18 protein-coding genes are annotated in these 18,879 nt (G+C 72.1%); 8 read left to right on the top strand and 10 right to left on the bottom strand.

The features are described from left to right. Window positions 1-13: 13 nt before the first annotated feature. The 4 genes from ACIBKX_RS02500 to lipB form a co-directional block, all read right to left on the bottom strand. Window positions 14-715, bottom strand: a complete 702-nt coding sequence (locus ACIBKX_RS02500) for a DUF4191 domain-containing protein (RefSeq protein ID WP_363270825.1) — start codon at window positions 713-715, stop codon at window positions 14-16. Between the two features lie 30 nt (window positions 716-745). Beyond that, entirely contained in the window at window positions 746-949 is a 204-nt protein-coding gene (locus ACIBKX_RS02495) for a hypothetical protein (RefSeq protein WP_160504648.1), read from the bottom strand. A 250-nt stretch (window positions 950-1,199) separates the two neighbouring features. Beyond that, window positions 1,200-2,165, bottom strand: coding sequence for a lipoyl synthase (locus tag ACIBKX_RS02490; RefSeq protein ID WP_399375611.1), 966 nt, complete (start codon window positions 2,163-2,165; stop codon window positions 1,200-1,202). A 101-nt stretch (window positions 2,166-2,266) separates the two neighbouring features. Continuing rightward, complete coding sequence (gene lipB / locus ACIBKX_RS02485) at window positions 2,267-3,091, bottom strand: lipoyl(octanoyl) transferase LipB (protein WP_363277668.1); 825 nt, start codon at window positions 3,089-3,091, stop codon at window positions 2,267-2,269. 220 nt (window positions 3,092-3,311) lie between these two features. On the opposite strand from lipB, the gene ACIBKX_RS02480 reads away from it, so the two are divergent. After that, complete coding sequence (locus ACIBKX_RS02480; RefSeq protein ID WP_363277669.1) at window positions 3,312-4,757, top strand: regulator; 1,446 nt, start codon at window positions 3,312-3,314, stop codon at window positions 4,755-4,757. 143 nt (window positions 4,758-4,900) lie between these two features. Here the strand turns inward: ACIBKX_RS02480 and ACIBKX_RS02475 are convergent, their stop codons facing one another. From ACIBKX_RS02475 to ACIBKX_RS02465, 3 genes are all read right to left on the bottom strand, one after another. Continuing rightward, entirely contained in the window at window positions 4,901-7,036 is a 2,136-nt protein-coding gene (locus ACIBKX_RS02475; RefSeq protein WP_363277670.1) for a family 20 glycosylhydrolase, read from the bottom strand. 276 nt (window positions 7,037-7,312) lie between these two features. After that, a complete protein-coding gene (locus ACIBKX_RS02470; RefSeq protein ID WP_363277671.1) occupies window positions 7,313-8,653 on the bottom strand; it encodes an NAD(P)/FAD-dependent oxidoreductase in 1,341 nt (446 codons plus the stop codon). Between the two features lie 275 nt (window positions 8,654-8,928). Then, on the bottom strand, window positions 8,929-9,864 hold the full coding sequence (locus tag ACIBKX_RS02465) for a TIGR01777 family oxidoreductase (RefSeq protein ID WP_363277672.1): 936 nt from the start codon (window positions 9,862-9,864) through the stop codon (window positions 8,929-8,931). A 63-nt stretch (window positions 9,865-9,927) separates the two neighbouring features. Between ACIBKX_RS02465 and ACIBKX_RS02460 the strand changes: the two genes are divergently transcribed. Together ACIBKX_RS02460 and ACIBKX_RS02455 are read left to right on the top strand one after the other, a co-directional pair. Beyond that, entirely contained in the window at window positions 9,928-10,416 is a 489-nt protein-coding gene (locus ACIBKX_RS02460; protein ID WP_363277673.1) for a GNAT family N-acetyltransferase, read from the top strand. 82 nt (window positions 10,417-10,498) lie between these two features. Next, window positions 10,499-11,605: a PP2C family protein-serine/threonine phosphatase gene (locus tag ACIBKX_RS02455; protein ID WP_363277694.1), complete on the top strand. Its 1,107-nt coding sequence runs from the start codon at window positions 10,499-10,501 to the stop codon at window positions 11,603-11,605. Here the strand turns inward: ACIBKX_RS02455 and ACIBKX_RS02450 are convergent. After that, a complete protein-coding gene (locus ACIBKX_RS02450; protein ID WP_363277695.1) occupies window positions 11,602-12,261 on the bottom strand; it encodes a TetR family transcriptional regulator in 660 nt (219 codons plus the stop codon). The two genes, ACIBKX_RS02455 and ACIBKX_RS02450, sit on opposite strands and share 4 nt — an antisense overlap. 195 nt (window positions 12,262-12,456) lie before the next feature. On the opposite strand from ACIBKX_RS02450, the gene ACIBKX_RS02445 reads away from it, so the two are divergent. From ACIBKX_RS02445 to ACIBKX_RS02435, 3 genes are all read left to right on the top strand, one after another. After that, window positions 12,457-13,248: an SDR family NAD(P)-dependent oxidoreductase gene (locus ACIBKX_RS02445; RefSeq protein WP_363277674.1), complete on the top strand. Its 792-nt coding sequence runs from the start codon at window positions 12,457-12,459 to the stop codon at window positions 13,246-13,248. 43 nt (window positions 13,249-13,291) lie between these two features. Continuing rightward, window positions 13,292-14,179 (top strand): SDR family NAD(P)-dependent oxidoreductase, encoded by an 888-nt coding sequence (locus tag ACIBKX_RS02440; protein ID WP_363277675.1) that lies wholly within the window; start codon window positions 13,292-13,294, stop codon window positions 14,177-14,179. Window positions 14,180-14,244: 65 nt separating this feature from the next. Continuing rightward, entirely contained in the window at window positions 14,245-15,132 is an 888-nt protein-coding gene (locus ACIBKX_RS02435; RefSeq protein ID WP_363277676.1) for a peptidoglycan recognition protein, read from the top strand. Here ACIBKX_RS02435 and ACIBKX_RS02430 read toward each other — a convergent pair. After that, window positions 15,129-16,028: an NAD(P)H-binding protein gene (locus ACIBKX_RS02430; RefSeq protein ID WP_363277677.1), complete on the bottom strand. Its 900-nt coding sequence runs from the start codon at window positions 16,026-16,028 to the stop codon at window positions 15,129-15,131. The two genes, ACIBKX_RS02435 and ACIBKX_RS02430, sit on opposite strands and share 4 nt — an antisense overlap. Before the next feature lie 162 nt (window positions 16,029-16,190). On the opposite strand from ACIBKX_RS02430, the gene ACIBKX_RS02425 reads away from it, so the two are divergent. Beyond that, complete coding sequence (locus tag ACIBKX_RS02425) at window positions 16,191-17,291, top strand: AraC family transcriptional regulator (protein ID WP_363277678.1); 1,101 nt, start codon at window positions 16,191-16,193, stop codon at window positions 17,289-17,291. Here the strand turns inward: ACIBKX_RS02425 and ACIBKX_RS02420 are convergent. Further along, a complete protein-coding gene (locus tag ACIBKX_RS02420) occupies window positions 17,252-17,776 on the bottom strand; it encodes a DUF4240 domain-containing protein (RefSeq protein ID WP_363277696.1) in 525 nt (174 codons plus the stop codon). The genes ACIBKX_RS02425 and ACIBKX_RS02420 overlap by 40 nt on opposite strands. Before the next feature lie 133 nt (window positions 17,777-17,909). On the opposite strand from ACIBKX_RS02420, the gene ACIBKX_RS02415 reads away from it, so the two are divergent. After that, on the top strand, window positions 17,910-18,848 hold the full coding sequence (locus ACIBKX_RS02415; RefSeq protein ID WP_363277679.1) for an SDR family oxidoreductase: 939 nt from the start codon (window positions 17,910-17,912) through the stop codon (window positions 18,846-18,848). Window positions 18,849-18,879 lie beyond the last annotated feature (31 nt).

Raw genomic sequence — 18,879 nt, 5'->3', positions numbered from 1 at the left:
GCCGGCGGCAGCCTTACCGCATCTTCGGGCCACCACGAGGCATCCGCATGCCCTTCGGCATCGGACCCTTCGGCAGCGGCATGTTGCTCATCAGGTCGCCCATCGCGCGCAGCCGGTCGTTGGTCGCCGTGACCTGCGGGCCCTGGAGGACGCGGGGGAGCTTCAGAAGCGTCGTACGCAGCTTCTTCAGCGGGACCGTGCCCTCGGCGGTGCCGACGATCACGTCGTGCACCGGGACGTCCGCGACCACGCGCGCCATCCGCTTCTTCTCGGCGGCCAGCAGGCTCTTCACCCGGTTCGGGTTGCCCTCGGCGACGAGCACGATGCCGGCCTTGCCGACCGTGCGGTGCACGACGTCCTGGCTGCGGTTCATCGCCACCGCCGGAGTGGTCGTCCAGCCGCGGCCGATCTTGTCGAGCACCGCGGCCGCCGCACCGGGCTGGCCCTCCATCTGCCCGAAGGCGGCACGCTCGGCCCTGCGCCCGAAGACGATCGCCATCGCGAGGAAGGCGAGCACAAAGCCGAGAATGCCGAGATAGATCGGGTGACCGATCAAGAAGCCGATCGCGAGGAAGACACCGAAGGTGACGATTCCCACAGCCGCGATGACAAGCCCGATCCGCGGATCGGCCTTGCGGGTCATCTTGTAGGTCAGGGCGATCTGCTTGAGTCGCCCGGGGTTCGCGGCGTCCGCCGCGGTTTCCTTCCTCGCCATGTCCTGAAGTCTACGTGTCCCTGGAAGTGACTACGACGTGCGGGTTGTCATCGCCTCTTCGAGCACGCGCAGCGCCTCGGCCCGGTCCTTGGCGCGGCGCCGGTCGTCGAGCACGGACGTCCAGGCGTTGCGGCGCGCGGTGCGCTGACCGCTGCTCATGAGCAGCGACTCGACGGCGCGCAGTGCGTCGGTGACGGACGGGATGGCGGTGGCGCGTACGGGCGCGGCCTGCATGGTGGGCCCCTCCTGAGCGGCTATGGGTAGGGCTGTACGTGGGGTAATTCCAGGGTCACTGATTGGTGTTACCAGGGCGTGACCGACCGGTCAAACACCGATGAAACCTTGACGCGGAGCCCCCGAACGCTGACGCGGCCCGTACGGCCCCCCTCACCTGCGGGGACCGTACGGGCCGCGTCATATCGGCCGCTACCCAGCGGTAGCCACTTGTGCGCCGATTCACACAGTCCTTGTGTACGTACGCGGATCAGACCGCCTGCGCCGCCACGTACGAACCGCGCTTCTCGATCGCCATCTGGTAGAGGCGTCCGGCACGGTAGGAGGAGCGGACCAGCGGGCCGGACATGACTCCGGAGAAGCCGATCTGTTCGGCCTCCTCCTTCAGCTCCACGAACTCGGCGGGCTTGGCCCAGCGCTCCACGGGGTGGTGGCGCGGGGTGGGGCGCAGGTACTGGGTGATCGTGATGAGCTCGCAGCCCGCGTCGTGCAGGGCGTGCAGCGCCTCGCTGATCTCCTCGCGCTCCTCGCCCATGCCCAGGATGAGGTTGGACTTGGTGACCAGACCGGCCTCGCGGGCCTTCGTGATGACCTCAAGGGAGCGCTCGAAGCGGAAGCCGGGACGGATCCGCTTGAAGATCCGCGGCACCGTCTCCACGTTGTGCCCCAGGACCTCGGGGCGCGAGGAGAACACCTCGGCCAGCTGGTCGGGATCGGCGTTGAAGTCGGGGATGAGCAGCTCGACCTTGGTCTGGCCCTCGGCCCGGTCGGCGGTCATGGCGTGGATCTGGCGCACGGTCTCGGCGTACAGCCAGGCGCCGCCGTCCGCCAGGTCGTCGCGGGCGACGCCGGTGATGGTGGCGTAGTTCAGGTCCATCGTGACGACGGACTCGCCCACGCGGCGCGGCTCGTCACGGTCCAGGGCCTGCGGCTTGCCCGTGTCGATCTGGCAGAAGTCGCAGCGCCTGGTGCACTGGTCGCCGCCGATGAGGAAGGTGGCCTCGCGGTCTTCCCAGCACTCGTAGATGTTGGGACAGCCCGCCTCCTGGCAGACCGTGTGCAGGCCCTCGCTCTTCACGAGGTTCTGCATCTTGGTGTACTCGGGGCCCATTTTCGCCCGGGTCTTGATCCACTCGGGCTTGCGCTCGATGGGGGTCTGGGCGTTCCGGACCTCCAGGCGCAGCATCTTGCGTCCGTCGGGTGCGACTGCGGACACATCGGCTCCCTGTAGCTTCGATTCTTCGGCGTACATCAGGGTACGCCCGTGATGTCGTGGGGTGTACGTCCGGCCAACCTCTCGCCGAACGGGTCCATTCCCTAGACGGCGGCCTTCTCGGTCTCGGGCTGCTCGGCGGGCTTCTCGATGAGACGCGGCTTGAGCTCCGCGTTCTCCAGGATGTCCCGCAGGTGCCGTTCGGCGACAGGCAGTACGTCGGCGATCGTGACCTCGCGGCCCAGTTCGTACGAGAGCGAAGTCACGCCCGCGTCGCGGATGCCGCACGGGATGATCTTGTCGAACCAGGTGCTGTCCGGGTTCACGTTGAGCGCGAAGCCGTGCATCGTCACGCCCTTGGCGACGCGGATGCCGATCGCGGCGATCTTGCGGTCCTCGCGGCGCTGGCCCGCGTTGGACGGCGCGTACTCCGGGCCGTTGAGCCGGGGGTCGAACTCATCGTCCGCGACCCGCGGGTCGAAGTCGAGGTTCAGCCCGCCCAGCGCCGCGCGCTGCTCCACCGGGTCGCCCAGGACCCATACGCCGCTGCGGCCCTCGACCCGGGTGGTCTCCAGGCCGAATTCCTTACACGTACGGATAAGTGCCTCTTCCAGGCGGCGCACGTGTGCTACGACGTCCACCGGGCGCGGCAGCTTCTGGATCGGGTAGCCGACCAGCTGTCCCGGACCGTGCCAGGTGATCTTGCCGCCGCGGTCCACGTCGATGACGGGGGTGCCGTCCAGCGGGCGCTCGCTGGGGTCGGTGCGGCGTCCCGCCGTGTAGACCGGCGGGTGCTCGAGGAGCAGACAGGTGTCGGGGAGCTCGTCGGCGAAGCGGGCGGCATGCACCCGGCGCTGCTCGTCCCAGGCCTCCTGGTACTCGACGGAGTCTGGCCCGAAGCCCATCCGGACGAACTCAATCTCACTCACGGCTAGTGCCTCCCTAGAACCTTCACCGTGCACATATCGCGCCCCCAGCCACTGTACGGGCAGCGGATTCCCGTCAGTCCTCCGGTCAATCCTCACACGATCGGATGAATGCGGGTCGAACGTCGCGATGAGGGCGGTGAGGGTCGCTACATTCACGCCGTTCACAGGGCCATAAGGGCTGCTCAAGGCAACGCCCGAAAGGCAGGAGACCGCACAGCTGATGACGGAACGACCTCCGCAGCGCACCCCCAACCGCCAGCTAGCCGCGCTCATCTCAGAAGCCGGGTTCTCCAATGCGGGGCTCGCGCGCCGCGTCGATCAGCTGGGGCTCGAGCACGGACTCGATCTGCGGTACGACAAGACATCGGTGACCCGCTGGCTGCGCGGGCAGCAGCCGCGCGGCACCACGCCCGCGCTGATCGCCGAGGTCTTCACCCGGCGGCTCGGGCGGCGCCTCTCCGCGCAGGACCTGGGGCTCGACGCGTGCGCTCCGGTGTACGCGGGGCTCGAGTTCGCCGCCACCCCCGAGGAGGCCATCGACATCGTCGGCGGGCTCTGGCGCAAGGACTCCGGGAGCCATGCCGAGCTGCGGAAGATCGCGTTCACCCCGGCCGGGCTCGTCGTCCCCAGCAGGGACTGGCTGATCGGCCGCGCCGACGACCGGGTGGGCCGCGGCGACCAGGGGCCGCACAGCGGCCGGGTGCCCACGCAGGGCCGCCCCGCCATACCGCGTCAGCGCAAGGAGCCCGAGCGCGGCGTCGGCGCGAGGGTGTCCAGCGGCGACATCGCCGCCCTGCGCTCCGTCGGCGAACTCTTCCGCGCGCTCGACCACGCGTACGGCGGCGGCCACGCCCGGCAGGCACTCGTGCGCTATCTGGAGCACGAGGCCGAGCCGATGCTCCGCGGCAGCTACGGCGAGCAGGCCGGGCGGCGGCTCTTCGCGGCGGCCGCCGACCTGACCCGGCTCGCGGGCTGGACCTCGTACGACATCGCGGCGCACGGCCTGGCCCAGCGGTACTACGTGCAGGCGCTGCGGCTCTCGCAGGCGGCGGGCGACCGGGCGTACGGCAGTTATGTCCTGGTCACGATGAGCCGCCAGGCCGTCTATCTCGGGCACGGCCGCGAGGCGGTGCAACTGGCGCGCGTCGCCCAGCAGGGCGTCGGCTCCTCGGCGCCGCCCGTCGTGCAGGCCCTGCTGCACTCCGTGGAGGCGCGCGGGCACGGGGTGCTCGGCGAGGTGCGGGCGTGCACGGCGTCGATGGTGCGGGCCGAGCGGGCCCTTGAGGCGGCGCGGCCCGGCGATGAAGTGCCCTACTGGGCGCGGTTCTTCGACGAGGCCCAGCTGGCCGACGAGTTCGGCCACTGCCACCGCGACCTCCAGCAGTACCGGGTGGCCGCCCAGCACGCGGAGCGCTCGCTCCAGCTGCGGGCGGCCGGCTACGCACGCAGCCGGCTCTTCTGCCGGGTGGTGCTCGCCACCGCGCGGCTCGGCCTCGGCGAGCTGGAGCAGGCCTGCCAGCTGGGCGCGGAGGCGGCGCAGGCGGCGGGCGAGATGCGCAGCGTCCGGGCGGTCGAGTACGTACGGGACTTCGAGCGGCGGCTCGAGCCGTACCGGGACGCGGCGCCGGTGCGGGGCTATCGGGACAAGGTGGCGGCGCTGGGCTGAGGTCCGGGGTGCCGGCATGCGGCGCGATGTAAGGGGCGGGGCACCAGGTGCCCCGCCCCTTACACGTCATTCCGTAGTGCGTCACTCTGTGGTGCGCGACTCCGTAGTACGTAACTCCGTAGTACGTGGTGTCTGAGCGCGCCTCACTTCAGCTTCGCCACCGCCTCCGGAGTCAACGCCTCGTCCCACGTGACCAGTTCGTCGAGGTCGCCCCGCAGGCTCGCGGTCTCCGTGCCGATGGACCGCAGGGGAAGCGGAATCGACGCCGCGACCGACCCGACCCGCTCCCCGTCGGCGTACAGAGTGGTGTGATCCGGGGCCGTCACCCAGGTCAGCCGTGTCCAGCGGTCCAGCGGGAGCGTGTAGTCGAAGCTGTGGTCGGCCGCTCCGTAGCGGGTGAAGCCGACCTTGCCGGTGCCGTGCTGCATCAGCTTCAGGGCGCCCGCCCTGGAGCTGAGGAGCACCTGGTCGGCGGTCCTCGCCGACGGGCGGACCTGGACCGACACCGTCCACGGCTCGGCTACGTCGAGACCGCCGAAGCCCACGCCGTCCCGGTCGGAGTCGAAGCGCCAGGCCTGGCCGCTCACACCGGGCACGGGCGTCGGGTTGTTGATGATGTAGGAGGTGCCGGGCAGGTCACCCGCCTTGTCCTCGGCGAGGATCGTGTTGCCGGGGCTTCCCGCGTACGTCCAGCCACTGGGGTACGTCGCGTCGTCGAAGGTCCAGTGGTGGCTCGGCCGCCCCTCGACGCGCGGCGGAACGGGCGCCGGTGTCGTGCCCGGCGGGTCGCCGATCAGCGCCGCGCGGGCCCTGAAGTCCGCGAGGGTGTCCGGGGTCGGGGACTTGTTCCACGCGCGGTCGGCGAGGATCGCCCGGGCGCCCGCCATGCTCTTCTCGAAGTAGCCGTCGTCGGCCCAGAAGTTGTAGTCGGCCCAGTTGGGGAGGCCGGAGCCGAGCATGTCGGGCTCGGTGCTGGGAGCCCACTCGTCGTACATCCAGGACTCGTCCGGGTAGAGGTGGTGGTAGTTGTTCGGGGTGTCGTAGAAGGGGCCGATGGCGATCTCGTCGTGGCCGGGGACCACGGGCTCGGCCTCCGAGCCCTCCCAGGTGAGGAAGACGACGGGGGCGTGCACCTTTTGCTGGGGCGCCGTCAGGTGCTCGGAGCCGTTGTAGACGGCGGTGCGCTTGCCGCGCGAGGCGACCACGTCGTCCAGGGTGTTGATGTAGCGGTTGAGCAGGTCGCCGAGCGTGGAGACGTCGGGGGCCGACGCCAGATAGTCCTTGACGCGCGGGCACTCGGCCAGCTGCCCCGGGACTTCCTCCGCGCCGATGGAGAAGAGCGGCGCGTCGAACCAGCCGGCGAACTCCGCCACGATCTCCTTCGACTTCTTGATCGCCTTCTCGCTGGTCATGTCGATGATCCAGTCGGGCGTGAGATGCGAGTGCGTGTGCGCCCCCGTGCAGGGGTTCGCGCCGGACCCGAAGCCGATGCCGAAGGCCTCGCTGATCACGGTGGCGTGGCCGGGCATCTCGAGACCGGGCATCAGCTGGACGTGGTGGCGCGCCGCGAACGCCTTCAGATGTTCGATGTCGGCGCGGCTGTAGCTGTGGTCGGGGTCGGCGAGGCCCGGGAACTTGGGGCTGTAGAGGCGGAAGCCCTCGGACTCGGAGAGGTGCAGGAGGAGGGTGTTGAGCTTCTGGTCGCCCATCCTGCGGATGAGGTTCTCCAGGTAGGGGATCTTCCAGTACTTGCGGCCCGCGTCGAGATGGACCATGCGGACGGCCTGCGCGGGGCGGTCGGTGGAGCGCGCGCGGGGAACCTGTCGGTGGTCCTTCTGGTCGGTGGCGCGCAGGAGTTGGAGCAGCGTGCGCGTGCCGTAGTAGAGGCCGTGCGTGGAGGCGGCCTTGATGTGGACGGGGCCCGTGCTGTCGAAGGTGTAACCCTCGGCGCCCAGTTGTCCCTCGGCGGTGAGGCCGAGGGTGATGTCGCCGTCGGCGGGGCGCCCGGTGTCGTCGCTGATCCGGGGCTCGATGCCGGTGACCTGCTTGATCTCCGTACGGAGCTGGGTGGCGAGCTGGCGTACGGACTGCCGCGCGGGGCCCGGCAGTTCGGCGCGCCCCGCGGGGAGCCCGGTGCTGGAACCGGTGCCGGGCGCGATCAGGATGCGGGTCCGCTCGGTCAACTCCGTGCGGCCGTCGAGTGCCGTCCAGTCGGTGGGGCGGGGCACCACGGAGGGGGCGTTCGGAGCTGCTGTCGTGTCGGCGTGGGCGGTTGGCAAAGCTAGACCTCCCATGAATAGGCCGAGGATGAGCGATATCACCGGCATGGTGCGACGCACGTCGAGTCCTCCCGCGGCTTGGCGATCCGGTGGGACCGTAGCCGTGGGATACCGGTGTGGCAAGGGGAGTTGCAGAGGTGGCTGGGGTCCTTTTCGGTGTACGTCGACAGAGTGCACGGCGATGACCGGGCAGAGGGAAGCCCTCGCGTGGGGGCGCGAGGGCTTCCAGGGGTTGGCCTATAGATCGGATGGGTTGTGTGCGAGGGGGCGCTGCGGTCAGGCCGCGAGGGGCAGGGTGCCCGTCCCGTGCGAGGGGTCCACCCCGAAGTCCGCGAGCGCGGCCCGCGCCGCACGGCGGCCCGAGTGCAGGGCGCCCTGCACCGTGCTGGTGTCCCGGTGGTCGCCGCACACGTAGAGCCCGGAGAGCAGCCGCACCGGGCGGTGCAGGTCGTGCGGGGGCGGCATCGCGGGCACGGCCTCGCGGGTGTGGTGGACGGCCAGGGTCTCCCAGCGGGCGGTCGACGTGCCGTAGAGCACGGCGAGATGGGCGAGGACGGCGCGCTCGTCGGGCGGCGGGCCGAGGACCGTCGACGAGACCAGGGTGCGGCCCCCAGGCGCGCGCGAGGGGTCTACGTGACTGACGACGGCCGTGTGCGCGACGGGCCCCGAGCGGTCGGCGTCGAGCAGCAGCGCGGGCTCGGTGAGCGGCGGCTCGGGAGCCGCGTGGTGCAGGACGCTCACCTGGTGGAAGGGCGGCACGCGCAGGCCCGGCAGGAGCTCGGCGGCGGCCCGTGCGTCGGTCGCCAACAGGACGGCCCGGCAGGACAGTTCGCCGTGTTCCGCCGTCGTGACCGAGGTGGTGGAGACGTCGGTTACGCGTACGCCGGTGCGCACCGTCCCCGGCGGCAGCGCGGCGGCCAGGAGCTCGGGCAGCATCTCCGCGCCGCCCTCCGGCAGGCAGAGGCGGCCGCGGGCGTAGGCGTGCAGCGCGAGGTCGGCGCACCGGCTCGACGTCGTCAGGCCGGGGTCGCAGAGCAGCGCCGAGAGCAGCGGGCGCAGGAAGCCGTTGATGGTGCGGGACGGCAGGCCGCGCGCGAACAGGGCCTCCGCCGCCGGGAGTTCGGGGCGCGCGAGCAGCCGCTCCACGGGCGTCGCCGCCAGCCTCGCGAGCGCCGCGCCCAGGCGGGCCTGGTCAAGGGCGCCGCCGAGCGGGGCGGCGCGGGGCGCGGTCCTTGCCGCTCGCGGCACCCGGGGGGCGCTCGCGAGGGCGCGCGCCGCCGTGAGTGCGCCCCTTGCGCCCCGTGCACTCGCGGGCTCGACCGCGCGGTGGTGCCTTCCGTCGCTGTGCACCAGGATGCCGGGGGCGAAGGGCCGCAGCACGAGGGCGTCGAGCGCGGGCGTATGGCGCAGTTCGGGGTACGACGTCGTGAGCAGCTGGCCGATCCTGTCGAGCCGGAACCCGTCGACCTTCTCCGTGGACATCCGACCGCCCACGTAAGGGGCGGCCTCCAGGACTACGGTCGTTACACCGGCGCTGGTCAGCTGGTGGGCGGCCGCCAGTCCCGCGACCCCCGCTCCCACGACGACGACATCCGCTTGGTGCGCAGGGTGTAGCACGTGCCCCTCCCCGACGTTGCGCGGCTGCTGGGGACGTCATGCCCTCAACAGGGCTCCGGAATACCCGAGTTCCGCACGAGGGTAGGAGCCGGACCGGTCGGCGGCAGTCGCGCATCGACCGGGCACGGTCGCACGACGGTCGCACGCCGGGCGACGGCTCCGCAGCGCCGATACCGCGGTGCCGCGCGGACGGACCCTCCGCGGATGGACCCCTACTACCGCAATTCCGCGCGGATGGACCCTGACTGCCGCGGTGCCGCGCGGACGGACCCCGATTACCGCAGTGCCGCGCGGATCGTCTCGTCGATGCCCGGGAACGCGAACGAGAAACCGGACTCCAGGAGCCGCGTCGGCAGCACCCTCAGGCTGCCGAGCACATCGCCGGCCATCTCGCCGAGGACGATCTTCAGCGCGGGCTTCGGGGCGGTGAAGAGCGTCGGCCGGTGCAGCACCCGCCCCATGGCGGCCGTCACCTCGCGGTTGGTGAGCGGATCGGGCGCCGTCAGGTTGAACGGGCCCGACAGATCGTCCCTGTCGATGAGATGCCGCAGCGCGGCGACCTCGTCGTGCAGCGAGATGTAGCTCCAGTACTGCCGCCCGTCGCCCATGCGGCCGCCAAGACCCGCCTTGAAGAGCGGGAAGAGCCGTCCCCAGGCACCGCCCTCGCGCGCCACCACCAGGCCGTTGCGCGCGAAGACCGTACGGATGCCCGCCTCCCGGGCCGGGGCCGCAGCGCCCTCCCACTCCACGCACAGGGACGGCAGAAAGCCCTCTCCGGAGGGTGCGCTCTCGTCCACCGCGTGCTGACCGGTGTCTCCGTAGTACCCGATCGCGCTCGCGCACAGGAACACCCTCGGAGGCTCGTCGAGGGCCGCCGCCGCGGTCGCGAGCGTCGCCGTGCCGAGCACCCTGCTGTCGCGGATCTCCCGCTTGTAGGCGGCCGTCCAGCGGTGGTCTCCCACCCCGGCCCCCGCCAGGTTCACGACCGCCTCGCAGCCCGCGAGCCCCGCCGGGTCGACGTACCCCTCCTTGGGGTCCCAGCGCACCTCGTCCCGCGTCCGGGGCGCCCGGCGGACGAGCCGCACCACCTCGTGCCCGTCGTCGGCGAGGGCGCGCGTCAGCGCCGTCCCGATGAGGCCGGACGCGCCGGCCACCGCGATGCGGAACCGCCGCGTGGACGGTGCTGACTGCCTGGGCTCGGTGGGCTCCATGGGGGCCATCCTGCCGTGAAACCGCCCCGTCGGGCCTCAGGGAGCCGCCGTACAGTGGCGCTCATGCCGGAAACGCACATACGCACCGCACGACCGGACGACGAAGAAGCCCTCGGCCGCATCGACCGCGTCACCTGGTCCACGCTGCACGCGGTGCAGCCGCGGCCGCAGCCGCCCCATCCGCCCTTCTTCAACGAGCGCTTCGGCCCCCGCGACCATCTGGTCGCCGAACTCGACGGCGAAGTCGTCGGCTACATCCGCATCGGCTACCCCACGCCCCTCCTCGCCAACGCCCACGTACGCCAGATCCTCGGCCTCGCCGTCTCGGACGCGGCGCGCGGCACGGGAATCGGCCGCGGGCTCGTCCGGGCCGCGGTGGCGGAGGCCCGGCGGCAGGGCGCGCGGCGCATCACGCTGCGGGTGCTCGGCCACAACAAGCCGGCCCGGACTCTCTACACGTCCGAGGGCTTCGTGGTGGAGGGCGTACTGCCCGGCGAGTTCTTCCTGGACGGGGTCTACGTGGACGACGTGCTGATGGGCCGGTCCCTCTGAGCCTCCGAAGGACCGGCCCGGCGTGCGCTCTCCACGCGCGCGTAGGAGCGTGAAGACGGACCCCGGAAGGAGCGAACCGATGATGAGGGCCGCGGCCAGTCGTCGGGAGAGGGAGGAGCCGAGCCGGCTGCACGGCGCGCCGCGTCCGCGCTGGCTGCGCTGGCCCCCGCCCGTGCTCCTGGCCGTGATCTGCGCGATCCAGCTGGCCACTCCGGAGACCGTCGATCTCAGCTTCCTGCTCGCGGCCGTCCCGCCGCTGGCCGCTCTGTCGTACGGCGCGTCCGCCACCGCCCTGTTCGGCGGCACCGTGATCATGCTGCTCTCCCTGCCGCGCTTCAACCTCGGCCGCCCCGGAGACAGCGACCTGCTGACCGTTGCCTTCGTGGCGCTGCTCAGCATCCTCTTCGCCTGGGTACGCAGCCGGCGCGACGCCCAGCTCGTGAGCGTCCGCACGGTCGCGGAGGCGGCCCAGTTCGCCGTCCTGCCGCCGCTCCCGGAGCGGGTGGGGCCGGTGCGCTGCGCGGGCCTCTACCGCGCGGCCCAGGGCGGCACCCTCGTCGGCGGCGACCTCTTCGACGTACGCAAGGGACCCTGCGGCGTACGGGCGCTGGTCGGCGACGTGCAGGGGCACGGGCTCGCGGCGGTGGGCACGGTCGCCTCGCTGCTCGGCGCCTTCAGGGAGGCGGTGCTCGACCAGCCCGACCTGGAGGGCGTCGCGAACCGGCTCGACCGCCGTCTCGTGGTCGACTCCGAGCAGGACGAACAGACCGAGCACGCCGAACTCTTCGCCACCGCCGTGCTCCTGGAGTTCCCCGGCGACGCCTCCGAGGTGCGGCTCGTCTCTTGTGGGCACCCGCCACCGCTGCTGCTGCGCGGCGGCACCGTTGAGGAGGTCGACGTGACGCCGGGCGCCCCGCTGGGCCTGGGCATCGCCGGTGTCGCACCGCCCGAGGAGGTGACCGTGGGGCTGAAGCCGGGCGACCGGCTGCTCGCGGTCACCGACGGGGTGACCGAGGCGCGCGACGCCTCCGGTGCCTTCTATCCGCTGGCCGAGCGCCTGTCGTCGTTCCCCGTCGAGGTGTGGGACGACCCGGCGCTGCTGACGTCCGCGGTCTGGCGGGACCTGGTGCGGTTCTCCGGAGGGGTCAGGGACGACGTGGCGCTGCTGGCGTTCGCGGTGGAGGTCTAGGCCGGGGGCCGGTCCCGGGGAGTGGCGAGGAGGCGGAGCCCGCCCGCCAGTTCCCGCAGGCAGCGCACCGCGAGGGCGGCGGGGGAGCCGGGGCCTTCGGCGGGCGCGTCCGAGGCGGCCCAGGTCTCCAGGGCGAGCCGGACGGCGTCCGTGGCCGCCGCGGCCGCCAGGCGTACGTCGAGTTCGTCCGCGTCCGCGCCGGCCAGCCGGGCGAGGACGGGCACCAGCTGCTCCTCGGACTCCTGGTTCACGCGGTACCAGACGGCCCGCAGCGCCGGATCGTCCTGCGCGGCGCGCAGCAGGCCCCGCGTCCACTCCAGCGACTCGACGGCACGGTCGTCCGCGGCGGCGAGCGAGTGGGCGATGGACCGCTCCAGGGCGGTCGGCACCCCGGCGGCCGGGTCGAGCGACGCCAGATGGGCCCGCCACTCGGCGCCGCCGCCCGCGAGCAGCGGTCCGACCGCGTCCTGCTTGTTGCGGAAGTACCGGTAGAAGGTGCGCAGCGCCACCCCGGCCCGGCCCGCGATCTCCTCGGCCGTGGTGCCGTCGGGGCCGCGCTCGGCGAAGAGCTCGGCGGCGGCGCGGGCGATGTCCAGTTGCGTGGCCGCTTTCCGGCGCTCGGTCAGGGAGGGCCCCGGGCGCTGGGCGGGCGCCACGGGTTCTGCGGACTGCGAGGGCGGCGACGGCTGCGGCGGTTGAGTGCTCACCCCCGCAGCCTACGCGCGAACGTCACCCTGATACATGAATTGTCGACCTGGCAAAACGTGCCAGGCAGGCGTACATTGAAATGGAACCGGGAAGGGCCGGGTCCAGGACGGATCCGGGAGCCCGGAGCTGATCGGAGGCAATTCATGAACCGCTATGAAGGACGTCGCGCACTCATCACCGGCGGCGGATCGGGCATCGGCCAGGCCACCGTCCTGCGGATCCTCGCGGAGGGCGGCAAGGTCGTCGCGGCCGACGTCAGCGAGGCCGGCCTGAAGGACACCGCCGAGAAGGCGGGCGCCGCGGCCGACCGGCTCACCACCCTCGTCGTCGACATCTCGGACGAGACCTCGGTCCGCGAGGGCGTGGCCGCCGCGGTCACCGCGCTCGGCGGCCGCGGCCTTGACGTACTGGTGAACGCGGCGGGCGTGCTCCGCTCCTCGCACACCCACGAGACCAGCCTGGACTCCTTCAACCGCGTCATCCAGGTCAACCTGGTCGGTACGTTCCTGGTGATCCGCGAGGCCATACCCGCCCTGCTGGAGGGCGATGACGCGGCCGTCATCAACTTCAGCTCCACGTCCGCGACGTTCGCCCACCCGTACATGGCGGCGTACGCGGCGAGCAAGGGCGGCATCCAGTCCATGACGCACGCGCTCGCGAGCGAGTACGCGAAGCGGGGCATCCGCTTCACCGCCGTCCAGCCCGGCTCCATCTCCAGCGGCATGACCGACGGCAGCGGCGCCAGCAAGCAGAGCGTGGGCCCCGGCCTGCCCGAGGACGCGGACATGAGCCTGTTCATGAAGCTGGCCCCGGCCATCGGCGAGGGCTTCGCGGGACCCGAGTCCGTTGCCTCGGTGGTCGCGATGCTCGGCTCCGAGGACGGCAAGTTCATCACCGGCACCGAGATCCGTATCGACGGCGGCACCCACTTCTGAGGGCCGGGCCGACCAGGAGGGCACCATGAGACCGGAGCACGCCATGAGCAACGCGAGTGAGACCACTGAGAGTGAGACCACTGCGGGCGAGGCCACTGCGGGCGAGACCTTCGCCGACAAGGTCGTCGTCATCACCGGGGCGTCCGCGGGCATCGGCTCCGGCTTCGCCCGGCATGCCGCCTCCCTCGGCATGAAGCTGGTCCTCGCCGACATAGCCGCCGACCGGCTCGCGGCGCTTGCCGACGAGCTGCGGGCCGCCGGGGCGGAGGTGGAGCCGGTCGTCACGGACGTGTCCGACCCGCGCTCCGTGGACGCCCTCGCGGACCGGGCGTACGACCGCTTCGGCACGGTCGACATGCTGATCAACAACGCCGGGATCATGGCCATGGGCTACTCCTGGGAGATCCCCGCCGAGCGCTGGGACGCCGCGCTGCGGATCAACATCGGCGGCTATGTGAACGGCATACGGTCCTTCGTGCCGCGCCTGCTCGAGCAGTCCACGCGGACCTGGGTGCTCAATGTGTCCTCGGTCGGCGGACTGCTGCCGAGCCCGCTGATGGCGCCGTACAGCGTCACCAAGTTCGGGACGCTCGCGCTGAGCGAGTCCCTCGCCCACGAGATGCGGATGAAGCAGGCGGAGGTGCAGGTCTCGGTGGTCCTGCCGGACTCGGTCAAGAGCGAGATATTCAGGGCCGCGCGGCCCGGTGACGGCACACCGCCGGAGATAGCGGGGTTCAACGAACAGCTGCAGCAGCGCGCCGACACCCAGGGCATCACGCCCGAGGAGCACGCCCGCCGGGTCTTCGAGCAGGCGGCACAGGGGCGGTACTGGATCACCCCGCAGCCCGAGATGATCGACGCGGCGCTCCAGCCGCGGACGGACATGATCCTCTCGCGGACGAACCCGGGCGAGGTCCCGAGCGGCGGCTGAGGCGGGTTCCACCGAGTGGCCGACCGTGGCTCGCGGGTGGTGGGGGCCGGGCGGAGAGTCGGAGCATGCGTGTCCTCCGTGGGATGTCCGCGGCGCGTGTGCCGGCGGCGGTGCGCGCGGCGGGCCCGCGTGCCCGCACCGTCCTGTGCTGGGTGCCCGGCGCCGCGGCGGCGGGGCTGCTGCTGGTCTGCGCCGTGTGCGTGGGGCCGGGGACCTCGGGGGAGGCGGGGCGGTCGGGCGACCGGGCGGTGGCGTTCGTCGGAGGCGGTGAGCGGACGGGGGTGACCGGGCGGCGCGCCATGATGCCGGCGGCCGCGGCGCCGGTGCGGCGGCAGTGGGGGCATCCGGGCCGGCAGCCGAGGGTGGTGCCGCGGGCGGCGTGGCTGGTGGAGACGGTGCGGGAGCGGCCGCAGGCCCGGTATGCCGAGCGGGTCGAGGCGGTGTTCGTGCACCACACGGACTCGCCGAACGGGTACGACTGCGCCGACGTCCCGCGCATCATCCGCTATCTGTACGCCGGGCAGGCCGAGGGGAGGCAGTGGGACGACATCGGCTACAACTTCCTCGTCGACCGCTGCGGGACCATCTATGAAGGGCGGGCGGGCGGCATCGACAAGGCCGTGGTTGGGGCGCACACACAGGGGTTCAACCGGGGGTCGGTGGGGATCGCGGCGATCGGGACGTTCACCGCGGGGGCAGTCGTTCCCAAGGCGATGACGGACGCGGTGGCGGCGCTGGCAGCGTGGAAGCTCGGTCTTGCGGACGTGGACCCGCGTTCCACGGTGCGGCTGGTCTCCACGCACAGCCTCAGCAAGTACGCGGCGGGGACGAGCGGGGTGTTCAGCGCGGTCTCCGGGCACAACGACGGCTATTACACCCAGTGCCCGGGTGCGGCACTGACGGCCGCGCTCCCCGCCATCAGGGAGACGGCCGCCCGGCTGCAGAACCGCTAGCCCGCGCACCGGCCCGGCGGCGCGGGGGCCCAGGTCCAGGTGGATGCGGCGGCTGCCTCGCGTACATAGGCGGCGAAGTCGCGTGGCTCACGGCCCAGGACGTGGCGTACTCCGTCGTGCAGGGGTGCGTAGGCGCCGCGGCCGAGGGCGTCGAATGTCTCCACGGACCAGGCCAGCGCCGGTGCCGGGACGCCCGCAGCGCGCTGCTCGGCCAGCCATGACTCCAACGGGATGTGCTCATAGCGCACTTGGCGGCCCACGGCGTCGCCGATCGTGGCCAGGGCCTCGGCGAAGGAGAGCGCGCGGGGCCCCGCGAGGTCGTAGACATGGCCCGCGTGCCCGTCGCGGGTGAGGGCGGTGACGGCCACGTCGGCGATGTCCCGTACGTCGATATAGGCGCTGTACGCGCCGGGGCCCGGCCCCAGCGGCATCCGCAGGACGCCGTCGCTTACGGCCGTGAGGTAGGGCTCGGCGGCGAAGTTCTGGATGAAGGCGCCGGGGCGCAGGACGGTCCACTCCAGGGTGGAGGCGCGGACGGGGCGTTCGCGGTCGAGCATCGGCGCGCTGCCGTAGCCGGCGCTGAGGCCGGAGAGGAGGACGACGCGGCGGACGCCCGCGGCCGTTGCGCGGGTGATCAGTTCGTCGACCAGGAGGGGAGAGAAGTCGGGGTCCATGGGGGTGACGAGATAGAGGGCGGAGGCGTCCGTCAACGGCCTTTCCCAGGTGGCGGGTTGGCGCCAGTCGAAGTGCGCCGAGTCCGGGCCGTCGGCCAGCGATCGGGCGGCGCGGCGCACGGCCACGCCCCGGTCGCGCAGCCCCGCGGCGACCAGGCCGCCGGTCTTGCCGGTCGCGCCCAGGACGAGGACGGGGGAGGAGAGAGGACGAGTTTCTGTCATGGGGAACAGCCAAGTCGCGGTCGGCGGTGCATGCCATGGGCCGGCTGCTCAAGATCCTTTGCGTGCGTCTCACGGGCCCGGGGCTCGGTACGCTCACCGCGTGGAGGAGGGGGAGGAGGGGGAGTAGGGGGAGGAGGGGTAGGTAGAGGGGAAGGGGAGGAAGTGGAGGGACACGACGTGCTCGGCGACGTGCTCGGCGACGTGCACGCGCGCGGTGCCGTGCTGTGGCGGGCCGACCGGACACCCCCATGGGCCTGGGTCAGCGACGAGGCCGCCCCGCTCACGCTGTACGCCGTGCTGCGCGGCTCCGCGGTGATCACCGCCGAAGGGGCCCCGCCGGCGGAACTGGCCGTGGGCGACACCGCGTTGGTCCGCGGCCCCCGCCCGCACACCGTCTCCGACGACGGCCGCACCCCGCCCCAGGTCCGGGTGCATGCCTCCCGGCACTGCACCCCGCTGCACGGCGCGGCGACGCCGGAGCACCCCGGAGGCGAGGCCCCGTCCACCGTCGTCGTCGCGGGGGCTTACCAGGCGCGGGACGAGATCGGCGGCCGGCTCCTCGACGTCCTGCCCCCGCTGCTCACCGTGCCCGCGGCCGAAGCCGCCTCCGAAGCCGAGCCATCGGCCCTGAGGCTCCGCGGGCTCCTCAAGCTCCTCGGCGAAGAGATCGACGTACCCGGTGCGGCCGGGCGGCGCGAGCGGCGGGCCGATCTCGACCGGCTCCTCGACCTGGTCCTCGTACGCACGCTCACGGCATGGTTCGAGCGGCGGGCCTGGTCCGAGCGGGGCGAAGCCGCGGTTCCGGGCTGGTTCGGGGCGCTCGCCGACCCCATCGCCGGACCCGCCCTGCGCGCCGCGCACGCGGACCCCGCCCACCCGTGGACGGCCGAGGGGCTCGCCGCCCTCGCCGGAGTCTCCCGCGCGACGCTGTACCGCCGCTTCACCGACCTGGTGGGCGAGCCCCCGCTGACGTATCTCACCGGACTGCGCATGAGTCTCGCGGCCGAGCTGCTGCGCGATCCCCGCGCGACGGTCGAGAGCGTGGCGCGCAGGGTCGGCTACCGGGACCCGTTCGCGTTCAGCACCGCGTTCCGCCGGGCCCACGGCCACTCACCGAGCACCCGGCAGCGGACCGGAGAACAGCGGACCGGAGAACAGCAGGCCGGAGAGCAGCAGACCGAAGCCCCTCAGCCGCCCCAGCCATCCCAGCCGCCCCAGCCGACTCAGTCCACGCCGCCGAACGCCGCCCAGAGCTTCGGATAGCGCTGCGCCATCACGCCGTCGTTCTCGAAGTCGATCGGTGTGCCCTCCGGCTCCGGTGGCGCCGGAGCGATGCCGAGGTCGGGGGTGACGACACCGGTGAGCTGCTCGTACGCCTCGTCGGCGGCGTACCCCAGCTCCTCCCCGTCGCCGTCGACCTCCTCCTCGAAGTCCTCCAGGAGATCCGCGAGCGCGTCCGGATCGTGCAGCGCTCCCTCGAAGACCTCACGCCCCTGGCCGATCAGCCAGCAACGGAAATAGTCGAAGGCGTCGTCGCTCGCGCCGCCGAGCAGGATCCAGGCCGCACCCCACAGATCCCAGCGGTACGCGCGGTTGTAGCGCGCCTCGAAGTGACGGGCGAAGTCGAGCACCATGTCCGGCTCCAGCTCGAGCAACCGCTCGGTGAGCAGGTCGGCGTGGTACTCGGGGTCGCCCTCGGCGGCCACGCGAGTGCGGTCCACGATCTCCCAGAACTCCGTCTCGTCCATCACGGGACAAGCATCGGTCCTGGGGGAGGGGTACGCACGCGGAGTGGGGCGGATGCGACTGTCTCGTTATGCGTGCACATGCCCATGGAAAACCCGACAGCAGATGTCGGCATTGGGTGGCAGCCTCGAAGACATGGAGAGCACAAGCGCACCCTCACAGCCACTGACCGGGAAGATCGCCCTCGTCGCCGGTGCCACCCGTGGCGCGGGCCGGGCCATGGCGGTCGAGCTCGGCCGCGCCGGGGCCACCGTTTACGCGACGGGCCGCACCACCCGCGAGCACATCAGCGAGGTCGGCCGGAGCACCGAGACCATCGAGGAGACCGCCGAGCTGATCGACGCGGCCGGCGGCAAGGGCATCGCCGTACCGACCGACCATCTGGAGCCGGAGCAGGTGGCGGCGCTGGTCGAGCGGATCGACCGCGAGCAGGGCCGCCTGGACATCCTGGTCAACGACATCTGGGGCGGCGACGTCCACGTCGAGTGGGACAAGAAGATGTGGGAGCACGACCTCGACAAGGGGATGCGGATCCTCCGCCTCGGCATCGAGACCCACATCATCACGAGCCGGTTCGCGCTGCCGCTGCTCGTCCGCAACCGGGGCGGCCTGGTCGTGGAGGTCACGGACGGCACACAGGAGTACAACGGCCACAACTACCGCAAGCCCTTCTACTACGACCTCGCCAAGGCGGCCCCGCTGCGGATGGCGCACAACCTCTCCGTGGAGCTGGCGGAGTACGGCTGCACGGCGCTCTGTCTGACCCCCGGATGGCTGCGCTCCGAGGCGATGCTCGACACGTACTTCAAGGTCACCGAGGAGAACTGGCTCGACGGCCGTAAGCAGAACCCGCACTTCGCGATCTCCGAGACCCCGACGTTCGTCGGCCGGGCCCTGGCCGCGCTCGCCGCCGACCCCGAAGTGGCCCGCTGGAACGGGAAATCGCTCTCCAGCGGCGGCCTGGCCAAGGAGTACGGCTTCACGGACGTGGACGGCTCGGCGCCCGACGCCTGGCGGTACATCACGGAGGTCGACCAGGAGAGCAAGGAGGCGGACGTCACCGGCTACCGGTAGCGGCCGCGCGGTCGACGGCATCATGGAGAGC

It is taken from the genome of Streptomyces sp. NPDC050658, assembly GCF_044457025.1.
GTDB lineage: Bacteria > Actinomycetota > Actinomycetes > Streptomycetales > Streptomycetaceae > Streptomyces.
Note: the sequence above shows the minus strand (reverse complement) of the source record. Positions and strands in the feature narration are given on the sequence as shown.

Bases quoted from the DNA above. Each gene is read 5' to 3' on its own strand.
- ACIBKX_RS02500 (WP_363270825.1), bottom strand. From the start codon at position 715: ATGGCGAGGAAGGAAACCGCGGCGGACGCCGCGAACCCCGGGCGACTC.
- ACIBKX_RS02495 (WP_160504648.1), bottom strand. From the start codon at position 949: ATGCAGGCCGCGCCCGTACGCGCCACCGCCATCCCGTCCGTCACCGAC.
- ACIBKX_RS02480 (WP_363277669.1), top strand. From the start codon at position 3,312: ATGACGGAACGACCTCCGCAGCGCACCCCCAACCGCCAGCTAGCCGCG.
- ACIBKX_RS02465 (WP_363277672.1), bottom strand. From the start codon at position 9,864: ATGGAGCCCACCGAGCCCAGGCAGTCAGCACCGTCCACGCGGCGGTTC.
- ACIBKX_RS02460 (WP_363277673.1), top strand. From the start codon at position 9,928: ATGCCGGAAACGCACATACGCACCGCACGACCGGACGACGAAGAAGCC.
- ACIBKX_RS02455 (WP_363277694.1), top strand. From the start codon at position 10,499: ATGAGGGCCGCGGCCAGTCGTCGGGAGAGGGAGGAGCCGAGCCGGCTG.
- ACIBKX_RS02445 (WP_363277674.1), top strand. From the start codon at position 12,457: ATGAACCGCTATGAAGGACGTCGCGCACTCATCACCGGCGGCGGATCG.
- ACIBKX_RS02440 (WP_363277675.1), top strand. From the start codon at position 13,292: ATGAGCAACGCGAGTGAGACCACTGAGAGTGAGACCACTGCGGGCGAG.
- ACIBKX_RS02435 (WP_363277676.1), top strand. From the start codon at position 14,245: ATGCGTGTCCTCCGTGGGATGTCCGCGGCGCGTGTGCCGGCGGCGGTG.
- ACIBKX_RS02430 (WP_363277677.1), bottom strand. From the start codon at position 16,028: ATGACAGAAACTCGTCCTCTCTCCTCCCCCGTCCTCGTCCTGGGCGCG.
- ACIBKX_RS02420 (WP_363277696.1), bottom strand. From the start codon at position 17,776: ATGGACGAGACGGAGTTCTGGGAGATCGTGGACCGCACTCGCGTGGCC.
- ACIBKX_RS02415 (WP_363277679.1), top strand. From the start codon at position 17,910: ATGGAGAGCACAAGCGCACCCTCACAGCCACTGACCGGGAAGATCGCC.